Source organism: Streptomyces sp. RPT161, assembly GCF_027533845.1.
GTDB lineage: Bacteria > Actinomycetota > Actinomycetes > Streptomycetales > Streptomycetaceae > Streptantibioticus_A > Streptantibioticus_A silvisoli_A.
Genome location: NZ_JAPZVN010000003.1, coordinates 502,629 through 516,603, shown reverse-complemented (window position 1 = coordinate 516,603; position 13,975 = coordinate 502,629). Strand labels below are relative to the sequence as shown.

Sequence of the window (13,975 nt, the reverse complement as noted above, 5' to 3'; positions counted from 1 at the left end):
GGGTCGGCCCCGTCGCCCGGTGAAGAAAGACGTCCCCTATGAGCAAGCAGTCCGGGTCGCTGCGCCGCTACATCCTCACCAGGATCGCGCTCGCGGTACCCATGGTCTTCATCCTGCTGGTTCTGGTCTTCGTCATGATGCGGGTCGCGCCAGGCGACCCCATCGCGGCGTCCCAGGGCGGCAAGCTGTCCGCGGCCGAACTCGCCATCCGCAGGCACGCGGCGGGCTTCGACAAGCCGTTGTACGAGCAGTTCTGGGAGTACCTGAAGTCGGTCGCCACCCTGAACTTCGGCACCACCTTCTCCGACAACCTCAGCGTCCGCGAGGTCATCATCCAGCGCGGCGGAGCGACCCTCTCGCTCAGTTTCGGCGCCCTGCTCGTCGCCACCGTCATCGGGGTTCCGGTCGGGCTGGTGGCAGGCCGGTTCCGCGACCGCGGCATCGACGTCACCGGGCGGCTGTTCGCCATCATCACGTACGCCGCCCCCGCGTTCGTGCTGGGTCTGCTGGCCCAACTCGCCTTCGGGCCCAACGGCCTGAACCTGCTGCCGACCTCGGGGCAGTCCTCGCTGCTGGTCGGCCTGAACGTACCGACCACCACCCACATCCTGATCCTGGACGCGGCGATCGCCGGTGACTGGGGCGCGGTCGGCGACATCGCCCAGCACCTCGTACTGCCGTCGGTCACGCTCGGCCTGATCATCGTGGGTGTCTTCATCCGCATGATCCGGGTGAACGTGATCCAGACGCTCCAGGGTGACTACGTGGAGGCGGCCCGCGCCCGAGGCATCAAGGAGACCTCGGTGGTCACCCGGCACGCCTTCCGCAACGCTCTGGTGCCCGTGGTCACCGTGCTCGGCCTCCAGGTCGCGATGCTGCTCGGCGGTTCGGTGCTGACCGAGAAGACCTTCAACTGGCCCGGCATCGGGCAGGCGTTGATCACGTACATCAATGCGCGGGACTACGCGGCGGTGCAGGGCATCGTCACCGTCTTCGCCCTGGTGGTCGTGGTGATCTCCATGCTCATCGACTTCGTGAACGCACTGATCGACCCGAGGGTGCGGTACTGATGACCCAGACAGCCCTGCTTCCGCCCACGGACGCGGACGAGGTGGCCAAGCCCACCGTCAAACCGGGCCGACTGCGCGGACTGCGCCGCACCTTCGCGCCCGTCGCCCAGGCCCACGGCATCCCCAAGTTCATGCTCTGGTCCGGGTTTGTGATCTCCGGACTGTTCGTGCTGGTCGCGCTGTTCGCGCCGCTGATCGCGCCGTACGGATTCGCCCAGTACCAGTCAGGCGGGAAGCCGTTCCCCAAGCAGGGGGCGCCGGACGGTGCCCACCTGTTCGGCACGACCGTGCAGAGCCTGGACGTGCTCTCGCGCACCATCTACGGCGCGCGCACCGCGCTTGAGGTGATGGTGCTCGCCGTCGTCTTCTCGCTCATCCTCGGTGTGCTGCTCGGACTGTTGGCCGGTTACTTCGGCGGCTGGCTGGACCGGATCCTGGTACTGGTGATGGACGCCCTGTTCGCCTTCCCGTACCTGCTGCTGGCGATCGTCGCCGGATTCGTGTTCTCCGGCGTCGTCGGCGGTGGTGTGGTCACCGCGGCGCTCTCCATCACCGTGGTCTACATCCCGCAGTACTTCCGGGTGGTGCGCTCCTCGGCGCTCTCCGCCCGTGAGGCGCTGTACGTGGAGGCGGCGCGGGCGATGGGCGCCAAGCCGTCCGTGGTGATCCGCAAGTACCTGTTCGGCAACGTGGTGCAGTCCGTGCCGGTCATCACCACCATGAACGCCGCCGACGCCATCTCCACGCTGGCCGGGCTGGGCTTCCTCGGCCTGGGCATCCAGCCCACCGAGGCCGCCGAGTGGGGTTACGACCTGCAACGCGCCATCGACGACGTCAACGCGGGCATGTGGTGGACCGCGCTGTTCCCGGGCATCGCCATGATCCTGGCGATCCTCGGCTTCACGCTGGTCGGCGAGGGCCTCAACGACACCCTCAACTCCTCACTGCGCAAGCGTCGTATCACCAGGGTGATCCTCCCTGCCCGCACCGGAACCCGCCGCGTCGTCACGGCCGGGGCACCGGCCGCCAAGACGCAGGAGGCGGCCGTCGAGACCGAGCCCGCGGCGAAGGTGGCTACCGCCGAGGAGGCCCCGCAGGCCCAGCCCGAGCCTGCCGCGAAGCCGGAGCCGGAGGCCCAGCCCGAGCCGGACGCCGAGGCCAAGCGGGAGTCCGGGCCGACTGCCGAGGCCGAGCAGGAGCCGGAGGTCGAAGCGGACGCCGAAGCCGAGCCCGGCGCGGAGGCGAAGTCCGCGGCCAAGCCGGACGCTGAGGCCAAGCCGGAAGCCGAGGCCAAGCCCGAGCCCGAGCCGGACGCCGAGGCCAAGCCGGACGCTGAGGCCAAGAGCGACACCGAATCCGTGCCGGACGCCGAGGCCACGCCGGAAGCCGAGGCCAAGGGCGAGCCCGAGGCCAAGGGCGAGGCCAAGCCGGACGCCGAGGCCAAGCCGGACGCTGAGGCCAAGAGCGACACCGAATCCGCGTCGGACGCCGACCCCGCGTCGGACGGCGAGTCCGCCGAGACCCCGAAGGAGGGTCGATGACCACCACAGATGCGGCCGCCCAGCCCGCGCTCGCCGCGGGCGAAGCCCGCGAACCCGTGCTGTCCGTGCGCGACATGCGCGTCTGGTACGGGACCGAGCGCGGCCCGGTCCGCGCTGTCGACGGCGTCAGCTTCGACGTACGGCCGGGAGAGACCCTCGGTCTGGTCGGCGAGTCCGGCTGCGGCAAGTCGACCCTCGGCCGAGGTGTGCTCGGACTGACGCCGCCCGGTTCCGCCGTCGACGGCGAAGTACTGCTGCGCGGTACGAACCTCGTCGAACTCACGCCCAGGGAACTGCAGAAACGGCGTGGCCCCGAACTCGGGCTGATCTTCCAGGAGCCGATGACCCGGCTCAATCCGCTGATGAAGATCTCGGAACAGTTCGAGGAGACCCTGCGCACCCACGAAAAGAGCCTGTCCAAGCAGGAGATCCGGGAGCGCTCGCTGGAGGCGCTGCGCGGAATGGGCATTCCGCCCAGCCGTTACGAGAACTACCCGCACGAGTTCTCCGGCGGTATGCGCCAGCGCATCATGATCGCCCTGGCCCTGGTGCTGCGACCCGCTTTCGTGGTGGCCGACGAGCCGACGACCGCGCTCGACGTCCTGGTGGAAGCGCAGATCATCAAAATTCTCGCGGACCTCCGCAAGAACTTTGACACCGCCTTGGTTCTCATCACGCACAATCTAGGTATTGTCGCGGAGGCGTGCGACCGGGTCGCGGTGATGTACGCGGGGCACATCGTCGAACAGGGCGATTCCCGCGAAGTGTTCGCCAACCCGCAGCACCCCTACACCAAGGAGCTGCTCCGCTCCACCATCTCGCTGTCCACCACCGGGTTGCACTACATTCCGGGCAGTCCGCCGGACCTCGGCAACCCCCCCGAGGGTTGCCGGTTCCACCAGCGGTGCCCGGTGGCGATGCGGGGATGCGCGACCGCGGAGCCGCCCGAGGCGCAGTTGCGGTCCGGTGTGCGCAGCACCTGCTGGCACCAGGCGATCGAGGTGGACCCCTCGCTGGCCGACGAGTTGGGAACGGACGGGCGCGAGCCGCTCGCCGCGGTGAAGGAGATCAGCGTTGCCGACGAAGCCTGACACGGACGCCGCCGTAGCCCTGGACAAGCCGGCCGAGGAGTCCGCCGAGGCCGGGACGCTCGTCGAGATCGAGGACCTCGAGGTCCACTTCGGTCTGCGCGGCAGCTTCCTCAGCCGGGTGACCGGCCGCGGTGCCGGAGCGGTCAAGGCGGTCGACGGGATCAACCTCACCCTGCGCAAGGGCGAGGTGCTCGGCCTGGTCGGCGAGTCCGGCTCCGGCAAGACCACCCTGGGGCGCACCCTGCTCGGCCTCAACTCGCCGACCGCGGGCGCCATCCGGTACCGCGGCGAGGACATCGCCCAGTACAGCGAGCGTCAACTGCGGCCGCTGCGGCGCAAGCTGCAGATGGTCTTCCAGGACCCACACGCCTCGCTCAACCCGGCCATGGACATCCGTACCGCGGTCGGCCACCCGTTGCTCATCCACAACCTCGTCCAGGACGAGGCGGAGTATGAGGCGAAGGTGGTCGATGCCCTGGATCGGGTGGGTTTGACGCCGCCCGAGCGGTATCTCACCAAGTACCCCTCGGACCTGTCCGGCGGCCAGAAGCAGCGTGCCGTACTGGCCAGGGCGATCATCGCCGAGCCCGAACTGCTCGTCGCCGACGAGCCGATCTCGATGCTCGACATGAGCGTGCGCGCCAAGATCCTGCAACTGATGCTGGACCTCAAGCGCGACCTGGACCTCACGTACGTCTACGTCACCCACGACCTGGCGAGCGCGAAGTTCTTCTGCGACAACATCGCGATCATGTACCTGGGCAGGATCGTGGAGTACGGGCCCACCGCACAGGTCTTCGCCGACCCCAAACACCCGTACACCAAGGCGCTGTTGGCCGCGATCCCGGAGCCGGACCCGAACCGGGCCGTGCCGCGCGAACTGCCGCGCGGCGAGATCCCCGACGCGGCCCGTCCGCCGCTCGGCTGCTCCTTCCACCCCCGGTGCCCGGTGGCGCTGGCGACCTGCGGCTGGGAGGCGCGTGACCTGCGCGCGCTGCTGGAGCGGCGTTGGCTGGAGATGCCCGTGGAGGAGTACGCGAAGGAGAAGGCGCTGTTCGCCGACCTCGCCGCGCTCGCCGAACCGGACGTCCCCCGGCTCACAGTCGCACCCGGGCGTGGGCACACCGAGGAAGAGGTGCTGGAATACCTCCGGAACCTTCGCGAAGAGGGTTCCGCCGCGCAGCCGCGCGAGCCGTTCTGGAGCGGCGTGGTGGCCATGCAGGCCGAGGGGGGCCACGTTGTGCTGGAGTTCGAACAGTCGCGGGATCCGCGGCTGCGGCTGCTGCCGGAGACCGGGGTGCGGGTGGCCTGCCACCTCTACGACGGCACCGGTGACGAGTAACAACAGAAGATGACGTAGAAATCCGGGGGAGCGGGTGGCGCAGGCGTAGCGCCACCCGCAGCTATGAACTACCAGCGCCGAACAGGGAGACCAACGAGGATGAATCGCAAGCTACTGGTGCTGCCGGCTGTGGTGGGTCTGATCGCGCCCGCCCTCGCCGCGTGCGGTGGATCCAGCGGCAGCAGTGGAGGCGGCGGCGATGCCATCGTCGTGGGCACTACCGACCGGATCGAGGCGACCAAGGACGCCCCGGCTCCGCTCGACCCGGCGGCCGCGTACGACGTCGCCGCGTGGACGGTGCTGCGCAACACCTTCCAGACGCTGCTGAGCTACCCCCGCACCGGCACCGACCCGGTACCCGAGGCCGCCGAGCGATGCGGCTTCACCGACCAGCTCAGTGAGACCTACCGGTGCACCATGCACACCGGGCTGCAGTTCTCCAACGGAGACCCGCTGACCGCCGCCGACGTGAAGTTCTCCGTGGACCGCATGCTGGCGATCCGCGACCCCAACGGCCCCTCCGGGCTGCTGGACAACGTCGACAAGGTGGAGACACCGACCGACTCGACGGTGGTGTTCCACCTCAAGACCCCGGACGCCACCTTCCCGTTCAAGCTGGCCACCCCGGCCGCCTCGATCGTGGACAGCAAGGTCTACCCGGCCAACAAGGTCTACTCGGGCACCTCGGTGCTCGGCTCCGGCCCGTACACGCTGGCCTCGTTCGACTCCAGCAACGAGGCGGTGTTCCAGAAGAACCCGCACTACAAGGGCAACGCCAAGCTCAACAACAGCAAGATAGAGCTGAAGTTCTTCAAGAGTTCGAGCGACATGGAGGCCGCGCTCAAGGCCGGTCACATCGACGTGATGAACCGCTCCATGACGCCGGACGAGATCTCCGGGCTGAGCAACGGCACCTCGCAGAACATCAACCTGGTCGAGGCGCCCGGCACCGAAATCCGCTACCTGGTGTTCAACACCAACGACGCGACGGTGAAGAACCCCGCCGTGCGCAAGGCGGTCGCCCAGATCGTCGACCGCTCCGCCCTGGTGCGGGATGTGTACGCGCGTACCTCGCAGCCGCTGTACTCGATGGTTCCGCAGGGCATCACCGGACACACCAACTCGTTCTTCAACATCTACAACAATCCGAACGTCTCGGCCGCCCGCAGCACCCTGGAGAAGGCGGGCATCAGCACCCCGGTCCCGCTGACCCTGAGCTACACCACGGACCACTACGGCGAGTCCACCACCAAGGAGTTCACCGAGCTGAAGAACCAGCTGGAGTCGAGCGGCCTGTTCAAGGTGACGCTCCAGGGCGTGCCGTGGTCGGCCTTCCGGCCCGCCGAGCGCAAGGGCCAGTACCAGGTCTACGGCATGGGCTGGTTCCCCGACTTCCCGGACCCGGACAGCTACATCGGCCCGTTCTTCGGCAAGGACAACTTCCTCGGCAGCCCGTACCACAACGACGCCATCGAGTCGCAGTTGCTGCCGCAGACCCGCACCGTCGCCGAGCGCAGCACGGCGGTGAACGCCTTCCAGGAGATCCAGGACGACATCGCCAAGGACGTGCCGTTCCTGCCGCTGTGGCAGGGCAAGCAGTACCTGGCCGCGCAGTCCCAGATCACCGGCACCGAGTGGGCGATGAACGCCTCCTCCGAGCTCCAGTACTGGGAGCTGGGCAAGGGCGTCAAGGGCTGACCCGCGCAGCGTGAAGGGGCCGGGGCGAACGCCGCCCCGGCCCCTTTCGGCTTCACCGGCTCACTGGGCGCCCGGTCGCACCAGACCGCTCTCGTAGGCGTACACCGCTGCCTGCACACGGTCGCGCAGCCCCAACTTGGTGAGCACATGGCCGACATGGGTCTTGACCGTGGTCTCACTGACGAACAGCTCCGCCGCGATCTCCGCGTTGGACAGCCCGCGGGCCACCAGCTTCAGCACCTCGACCTCACGCTCGGTGAGCGTGTTCAGCGCCGGAGGCACCGGTTCCTCACCGGACGGCAGATGCCCGGCGTACTTGTCCAGCAGTCGCCGGGTGATGCTCGGCGCCAGCATCGCCTCACCGGCCGCCACCACCCGGATCGCCTGCACCAGCTCGTCCGCCGGGGCGTCCTTGAGCAGGAAGCCGCTGGCGCCGGCGCGCAGCGCCTCCACCACGTACTCGTCCAGGTCGAAGGTGGTCAGCACCAGCACCTTGGCCGGACCGTCCCGGCCGGGCCCGGTGATCTGCCGGGTCGCCTCGACGCCGTCCATCCGCGGCATCCGGATGTCCATCAGGACCACGTCGGGCTGGAGCGCACGCACCTGGTCCAGCGCCTGCAGACCGTCACCGGCCTCGCCGACCACGGCCAGGTCCTGCTCCGCCTCCAGAATCATCCGGAATCCGGTGCGCAGCAGCGGCTGGTCGTCGACCAGCAGGACGCGGATTGCCACGTGATCTCCTAACGGTAGGCCGCCCCCATTCTTCCCTACGACGGTTCGCCCGCGCCGGGTGGCCGTCGCATGGTGGGCAGCGGATAGACCGGGGGAGTGCCACCGAACGCCGGACACACCGGCTGGTGGTCGCACCAGTCGCACAGCCTGCTCGGCCGTGGCCGCCAGTCCCCGGACTCGGTGGCGCGCTGGATGGCGTCCCACAGCGCGAGCAGCTTGCGCTCCACCACCCGCAGCTCGTCCGCCGTCGGATCACAGGTCACCACATCGCCGCTGCCCAGATAGACCAGTTGCAGCCGGCGCGGCACCACACCGCGCAGCCGCCACAGCACCAGCGCGTAGAACTTCATCTGGAACAGCGCGTCCGCCGCGTACTCCGGCCGGGGCGCCTTGCCGGTCTTGTAGTCCACCACCCGCAGGTCACCGCTGGGGGCCACGTCCAGCCGGTCCACATAGCCGCGCAGCACCAACCCGGACTCCAGCGCGGTCTCCACGTACAACTCGCGCTCCGCGGGCTCCAGCCGCGTCGGGTCCTCAAGCGAGAACCACCGGTCCACCAGCCGCTCGGCGCTTTCCAGCCAACGCGCCAACCGCTCGGTACCCGGCTCCGCCTCCTCGTCGGCGAACAGCTCCGCCAGCTCCGGCTTCGCCGCCAGCAGCCGCTCCCACTCCACCGGCACCATCGCCCGCGCCCGCACCGCGGTGCGCTCCGCCGTGGGCGCGTCGAAGAGGCGCTCCAGCACCGCGTGCACCACCGTGCCCCGAGTGGCGGCCTCACTGGGCTTCTCCGGCAGCTTGTCGATCACCCGGAACCGGTACCGCAGCGGGCACTGCATGAAGTCCGCCGCCCGCGAGGGCGAGAGCGACGAAGGGGGCGCGGGCGTGGCGCACGGCGCGGCCGAGCCCGACTCGGGGGTGCTGGTCATGGCATACGACCCTACGGGTTGCCACTGACAACCGTCCGCCACTCGTCGTTACCATCGACGGCACATGCCTCCGCGCCGCATGATCGGTCATCATCGGTCAGGGCCAGGAGGATCCGGCGATCGAGGGGACGCATGAACACGAGCGGGCAGCCGCAGTCCGGCACCGGGGGAGCGGCTCCCGGGGGTGGCCGGGGCAACGGCAAACGGCCACGGGAGACCGGCGGCGGGATCCTGATGGGCCGCCCGTTCGGCGTCCCGGTCTATGTGGCGCCCAGTTGGTTCCTGGTCGCCGCCCTGATCACCTGGGTTTTCGGCGGCCAACTCGACCGGGTGCTGCCGGAACTCGGCGCCCTCCGCTATCTGGTGTCGCTGTTCTTCGCGGTCGCCTTCTACGCCTCGGTGCTGGTGCACGAGTTGGCGCACACGGTCGCCGCGCTGCGCTTCAAGCTGCCGGTGCGCCGCATCCAGTTGCAGTTCTTCGGCGGTGTCTCCGAGATCGAGAAGGACTCCGACACCCCGGGTCGCGAGTTCGTGCTGGCCTTCGTCGGGCCGCTGCTGTCATTGGTGCTGGCCGGGCTGTTCTACCTCGGCATGCGCGGCGTCGAGCCGGACACGGTGCCCGGTGTGCTGCTCGCCGGGCTGATGGTCAGCAACCTCATCGTGGCCGTCTTCAACCTGCTGCCCGGCCTTCCGCTGGACGGCGGCCGGATGCTTCGGGCGGTGGTGTGGAAGATCAGCGGCAAGCCGATGACCGGCACCGTGGCCGCCGCGTGGACCGGCCGGGCGCTCGCCGTCGCGGTCCTGATCGGGCTGCCGCTGCTCAGCTACGCGGGCGGGGTCAGCGAGTCCAAGACCGGCGCCGACTCGCTCACCGACGCCCTGCTCGCCGCGATCCTGGCGGCCATCATCTGGACCGGCGCCGGAAACAGCCTGCGGATGGCCCGGCTGCGCGAGCGGCTGCCCGAGCTGCGGGCCCGCTCACTGACCCGGCGGGCGGTCCCGGTGACCGCCCAGACCCCGCTGTCCGAGGCGCTGCGCCGGGCCCACGAGGCGGGTGCCCGCGCCCTGGTGGTCGTGGACGCCATGGGGGAGGCCACCGGACTGGTCAGGGAGGCCGCCATCGTCGGCATCCCGGAGCACCGCCGCCCCTGGGTCGCGGTGAGCGGGCTGACTCAGGAACTCCGGCCCGGAATGCGGGTCTCCGCCGAACTGGACGGCGAGGACCTGCTGGAGACGCTGCGCGCCACCCCCGCCACCGAGTACCTGGTCGTGGAGCCCACCGGCGAGATCTACGGCGTGCTGTCCACCGCGGACGTGGAGCGGGCCTTCGTCGCGGCCATGGCGCAGCCCTCCCGGGCATAGACCCCCTCAGACCTCGGATACCCTGGTCACATGTCCGAACCGACCGGTGCCGCCCGCCGTCGCGGGCCCTTCCAGGTCGGGGACCAGGTTCAGCTCACCGACCCCAAGGGACGCCACCACACCTTCACGCTCGAAGCCGGGAAGAGCTTCCACACCCACAAGGGTTCCTTCCCGCACGACGAGCTGATCGGCGCTCCCGAGGGCACTGTTGTGCGTACCACGGGGAACATCGCGTATCTCGCGCTGCGACCCCTGCTCCCCGACTATGTCCTGTCCATGCCCCGCGGTGCCGCCGTGGTCTACCCCAAGGACGCGGGGCAGATCCTGTCGATGGCCGACATCTTCCCCGGCGCGCGTGTCGTCGAGGCGGGCGTCGGTTCCGGCTCGCTCAGCTGCTTCCTGCTGCGCGCCGTCGGTGACCAGGGCATGCTGCACAGCTACGAGCGCCGGGCCGACTTCGCGGAGATCGCCGCGGAGAACGTCCGCCGCTACTTCGGCGAGGAGCACCCGGCCTGGCAGCTCACCGTCGGCGACCTCCAGGACAACCTGTCGGACACCGATGTCGACCGCGTCATCCTGGACATGCTCGCGCCCTGGGAGTGCCTGGAGGCGGTCTCCAAGGCGCTGGTCCCCGGCGGCATGCTGTGCGCGTACGTCGCCACCACCACGCAGCTCGCCCGTACCGTGGAGGCGATCCGCGAGCACGGTACGTTCAACGAGCCGACCGCGTGGGAGACGATGGTCCGCACCTGGCACATCGAGGGCCTCGCGGTCCGCCCGGACCACCGGATGATCGGCCACACCGGCTTCCTGCTGACCGCCCGTCGCCTCGCCGACGGCGTGGAGCCGCCGATGCGCCGCCGCCGTCCCGCCAAGGGCGCGTACGGCGAGGACTACGCCGGCCCCGGCAGCGGCAGCGCGGGCTCGCCGCCGCCCGCGTAGCAACGCCGCGCCACCCCAACACCCGGGCGCCGCCGCCGAGTTCCGCATCAGACGGGAACCGGCGGCGGCGCCGTTTCGTTCCCGGAACGGGACCCGTGAGGAACGCCGGTACCCGGTGTTCCGGTGCCGTGTGACGTGTGGCACGATGCTGGGCACCGCCAAACGATCAAGCCGCTCGGCTCAAGCCCCAGGAGACAGCCGCGTGCAGCCTTCGGCAGGCCAGGACCTCCCACACACGCGTACCCACCCGGCACACTGGCTCGCCACCGGTGTGGCCGTCGCCGCCGTCATCGGGGTCGCCGTCCTGACCCGGCCGGCGGGCGCCTCGGCGACGGACGCCGGGAGCGGTCCCGACGCGGCCGCCGCGCACTATCCGGTCAACTGCGGTGGCGGCCCGGTGGACGTGGTCGCCAGGGCGTCCGGCGACATCGAGGGCGACGGGCGCCCGGACACCGTCGCGGTGGTGCGCTGTCACACCGACTTCGGCACCCCGCCCAGCGGCGTCTACGTGCTCTCCGCCGGTACGTCCCCCGGCGCGCCGCCGAGGGTGGTGGCCACGCTGGTGGACCCGGCGCGCAAACTCAGCGTGCAGGACCTCGCGGTGACCGGTCGTACCGTCAGCGCGACCCTGCTCGGCTACTCGTCGGACACCGTGCCGCGCTGCTGCCCGGACCTGCGGCGGCAGTTCGACTGGGACTGGCGCGACGGCCGGTTCAACGCGGTGCCCGGGCCGCATGCGGGGAGTGTCTGAGCCGTCACCCGCCGCCCGTCGAACCGTTACTCCGCGCCCGGGCCGTACACCTCGGCGCCGTCGGAGACCCGGCGTACGTGGATGCACTCGCCGGGGCACTCCTTCACCGAGTCCACCACGTCGTTCAGCAGCGGCAGCGGTACCGGAGCGGTGGCGCCGGCCTCGGTGCGCAACTCGTCGTCGTCGCCCTTCACGTAGGCCAGGCCGTCGATGTCGAGCTCGAAGACCTCGGGCGCGTACTGCGCGCAGATCCCGTCGCCGGTGCACAGGTCCTGGTCGATCCAGACTTCCAGCGCCTCGCCGACTGCGTCGCTCACGGGTACCTCGCCTGCCGTTCGTCCATCGGGAAGTAACAGCCCCTGGCGGCTGTTGACCGAAACGACGATACAACCGGTCGCTTTCCGATGTTGTTGGGTGGGTATCTCCCTGGCGTGGGGACGTGCGCAAGGGTGAAGATCGGACACACCCCGACCGGGTTTGTGATCTAGGGGTTTCAACCCCCACCGGCCCAGGTAGGGTCTGAAAGCGTCCAGCTCCCCCTGGAGGAGGTGAGGACCGTGGCAGCCCACGACGACGACATCAACCGTGGCAACCGGCCCGCACGGGGTTCGGAGGACCCCGCGAGCCAGGTGGCCTTTCTTGAGCAGGAGATCGCCGTCCTGCGCCGCAAGCTCGCCGACTCTCCGCGTCACACGAGGATTCTCGAGGAGCGGATCGTCGAGCTGCAGACCAACCTGGCAGGTGTGTCCGCACAGAACGAACGACTGGCCAACACCCTTCGCGAGGCCCGCGACCAGATCGTGGCCCTCAAGGAGGAAGTGGACCGGCTCGCCCAGCCGCCTGCCGGATTCGGCGTGTTCCTGCAGGCGAACGACGACGACACGGCGGACATCTTCACCGGCGGCCGCAAGCTGCGGGTGAACGTGAGCCCGACCGTCGAGCTCGATGAACTCCAGCGCGGACAGGAGCTCATGCTCAACGAGGCGCTCAACGTGGTTTCGGCCATGGAGTTCGAGCGCGTCGGCGAGATCGTCACCCTCAAGGAGATCCTTGAGGACGGCGAACGGGCCCTGGTGATAGGGCACACCGACGAGGAGCGGGTGGTCCGGCTCGCAGAGCCGCTGCTCGACGTCAACATCCGCGCCGGTGACGCCCTGCTGCTCGAGCCCCGATCCGGCTACGTCTTCGAGGTCGTGCCCAAGAGCGAGGTCGAGGAACTCGTCCTCGAAGAGGTGCCCGACATCGACTACAACAAGATCGGCGGGCTGGGGAACCAGATCGAGTTGATCCGCGACGCGGTCGAACTCCCCTACCTGTACCCGGATCTGTTCAAGGAGCACGAACTGCGCCCGCCCAAGGGTGTGCTGCTGTACGGCCCGCCCGGCTGCGGCAAGACGCTCATCGCCAAGGCGGTGGCCAACTCCCTTGCCAAGAAGGTCGCCGAGGTCACCGGGCAGCCCGCGGGCAAGAGCTACTTCCTGAACATCAAGGGCCCGGAACTGCTCAACAAGTACGTCGGCGAGACCGAGCGGCACATCCGCCTGGTCTTCCAACGGGCCCGGGAGAAGGCCAGCGAGGGCACCCCGGTCATCGTCTTCTTCGACGAGATGGAGTCGCTGTTCCGCACCCGCGGATCCGGCGTCAGCTCGGACGTGGAGAACACCATCGTCCCGCAGCTGCTCGCCGAGATCGACGGTGTGGAGGGGCTGGAGAACGTCATCGTCATCGGCGCCTCCAACCGCGAGGACATGATCGACCCGGCCATCCTGCGCCCCGGCCGCCTCGATGTGAAGATCAAGATCGAGCGTCCGGACGCGGAGGCGGCCAAGGACATCTTCTCCAAGTACCTGACGGACACGCTGCCGCTGCACGCCGAGGACCTCGCCGAGCACGGCGGCTCGCCGGAGGCGACGATCGGCGCGATGATCCAGTCCGTGGTCGAGCGGATGTACGCCGAGACGGAGGAGAACCGCTTCCTCGAAGTCACCTACGCCAACGGCGACAAGGAAGTCCTGTACTTCAAGGACTTCAACTCCGGCGCCATGATCCAGAACATCGTGGACCGGGCGAAGAAGATGGCGATCAAGGACTTCCTCGACCACAACCAGAAGGGCATCCGCGTCTCCCACCTGCTCTCCGCCTGCGTGGACGAGTTCAAGGAGAACGAGGACCTGCCCAACACCACCAACCCGGACGACTGGGCCCGCATCTCCGGCAAGAAGGGCGAGCGCATCGTCTTCATCCGGACGCTTGTCACCGGCAAGCAGGGCGCCGACACCGGCCGCTCGATCGACACGGTGGCCAACACCGGGCAGTACCTGTAGGACGGCAGCCGGCTGCGGGTACCGGAACTCCGGTACCCGCAGCCGGACGCTTTTCCCGGGGCTCCCAGCGGGCGCCACCCGCAGGCCGCCAGACGTCCGGAAGCCGAGGAATGACTGTAATGATCTCCCCACTGCCGCCGCCGCGTTCTACGCTCGTCGGTACCGCGCCACACGGTGCCGCCGACGGGCGGAGCCG

Annotated in this window: 12 protein-coding genes; 9 read left to right on the top strand and 3 right to left on the bottom strand. The window is 69.3% G+C overall.

Features of this window, described 5'->3' with window-relative positions:
- The first annotated feature begins 38 nt into the window (after nucleotides 1–38).
- From O5O46_RS10445 to O5O46_RS10425, 5 genes are all read left to right on the top strand, one after another.
- A complete protein-coding gene (locus O5O46_RS10445) occupies nucleotides 39–1,070 on the top strand; it encodes an ABC transporter permease (protein ID WP_269855038.1) in 1,032 nt (343 codons plus the stop codon).
- Nucleotides 1,070–2,611: an ABC transporter permease subunit gene (locus tag O5O46_RS10440; protein ID WP_269855037.1), complete on the top strand. Its 1,542-nt coding sequence runs from the start codon at nucleotides 1,070–1,072 to the stop codon at nucleotides 2,609–2,611. The genes O5O46_RS10445 and O5O46_RS10440 overlap by 1 nt, the downstream gene beginning before the upstream one ends.
- Nucleotides 2,608–3,702: an ABC transporter ATP-binding protein gene (locus O5O46_RS10435; protein WP_269855036.1), complete on the top strand. Its 1,095-nt coding sequence runs from the start codon at nucleotides 2,608–2,610 to the stop codon at nucleotides 3,700–3,702. Before O5O46_RS10440 ends, O5O46_RS10435 begins: the two co-directional genes overlap by 4 nt.
- Nucleotides 3,686–5,044, top strand: a complete 1,359-nt coding sequence (locus O5O46_RS10430; protein ID WP_269855035.1) for an oligopeptide/dipeptide ABC transporter ATP-binding protein — start codon at nucleotides 3,686–3,688, stop codon at nucleotides 5,042–5,044. The genes O5O46_RS10435 and O5O46_RS10430 overlap by 17 nt, the downstream gene beginning before the upstream one ends.
- A gap of 99 nt (nucleotides 5,045–5,143) precedes the next feature.
- On the top strand, nucleotides 5,144–6,742 hold the full coding sequence (locus tag O5O46_RS10425; RefSeq protein WP_269855034.1) for an ABC transporter substrate-binding protein: 1,599 nt from the start codon (nucleotides 5,144–5,146) through the stop codon (nucleotides 6,740–6,742).
- Between the two features lie 60 nt (nucleotides 6,743–6,802).
- Here O5O46_RS10425 and O5O46_RS10420 read toward each other — a convergent pair whose 3' ends face one another.
- A complete protein-coding gene (locus O5O46_RS10420) occupies nucleotides 6,803–7,474 on the bottom strand; it encodes a response regulator (RefSeq protein ID WP_269855033.1) in 672 nt (223 codons plus the stop codon).
- 35 nt (nucleotides 7,475–7,509) lie between these two features.
- Nucleotides 7,510–8,400 carry a RecB family exonuclease gene (locus O5O46_RS10415; RefSeq protein ID WP_269855032.1) on the bottom strand — a complete coding sequence of 297 codons (891 nt, stop codon included), beginning with the start codon at nucleotides 8,398–8,400 and terminating at the stop codon, nucleotides 7,510–7,512.
- A gap of 132 nt (nucleotides 8,401–8,532) precedes the next feature.
- Here O5O46_RS10415 and O5O46_RS10410 point away from each other — a divergent pair, with 132 nt between their 5' ends.
- From O5O46_RS10410 to O5O46_RS10400, 3 genes are all read left to right on the top strand, one after another.
- A complete protein-coding gene (locus O5O46_RS10410) occupies nucleotides 8,533–9,762 on the top strand; it encodes a site-2 protease family protein (protein WP_269855031.1) in 1,230 nt (409 codons plus the stop codon).
- Nucleotides 9,763–9,792: 30 nt separating this feature from the next.
- Entirely contained in the window at nucleotides 9,793–10,704 is a 912-nt protein-coding gene (locus tag O5O46_RS10405; RefSeq protein ID WP_269855030.1) for a tRNA (adenine-N1)-methyltransferase, read from the top strand.
- Between the two features lie 202 nt (nucleotides 10,705–10,906).
- On the top strand, nucleotides 10,907–11,455 hold the full coding sequence (locus O5O46_RS10400) for a hypothetical protein (RefSeq protein WP_269855029.1): 549 nt from the start codon (nucleotides 10,907–10,909) through the stop codon (nucleotides 11,453–11,455).
- A gap of 26 nt (nucleotides 11,456–11,481) precedes the next feature.
- Here O5O46_RS10400 and O5O46_RS10395 read toward each other — a convergent pair whose 3' ends face one another.
- Nucleotides 11,482–11,772 carry a ferredoxin gene (locus O5O46_RS10395; RefSeq protein ID WP_269855028.1) on the bottom strand — a complete coding sequence of 97 codons (291 nt, stop codon included), beginning with the start codon at nucleotides 11,770–11,772 and terminating at the stop codon, nucleotides 11,482–11,484.
- Nucleotides 11,773–12,012: 240 nt separating this feature from the next.
- On the opposite strand from O5O46_RS10395, the gene arc reads away from it, so the two are divergent.
- A complete protein-coding gene (gene arc / locus O5O46_RS10390) occupies nucleotides 12,013–13,779 on the top strand; it encodes a proteasome ATPase (protein WP_269855027.1) in 1,767 nt (588 codons plus the stop codon).
- Nucleotides 13,780–13,975: the final 196 nt, after the last annotated feature.

Coding starts and splice junctions, on each gene's coding strand:
- O5O46_RS10410 (WP_269855031.1), top strand. CDS start 8,533: ATGAACACGAGCGGGCAGCCGCAGTCCGGCACCGGGGGAGCGGCTCCC.
- O5O46_RS10445 (WP_269855038.1), top strand. CDS start 39: ATGAGCAAGCAGTCCGGGTCGCTGCGCCGCTACATCCTCACCAGGATC.
- O5O46_RS10440 (WP_269855037.1), top strand. CDS start 1,070: ATGACCCAGACAGCCCTGCTTCCGCCCACGGACGCGGACGAGGTGGCC.
- O5O46_RS10435 (WP_269855036.1), top strand. CDS start 2,608: ATGACCACCACAGATGCGGCCGCCCAGCCCGCGCTCGCCGCGGGCGAA.
- O5O46_RS10425 (WP_269855034.1), top strand. CDS start 5,144: ATGAATCGCAAGCTACTGGTGCTGCCGGCTGTGGTGGGTCTGATCGCG.
- O5O46_RS10405 (WP_269855030.1), top strand. CDS start 9,793: ATGTCCGAACCGACCGGTGCCGCCCGCCGTCGCGGGCCCTTCCAGGTC.
- O5O46_RS10415 (WP_269855032.1), bottom strand. CDS start 8,400: ATGACCAGCACCCCCGAGTCGGGCTCGGCCGCGCCGTGCGCCACGCCC.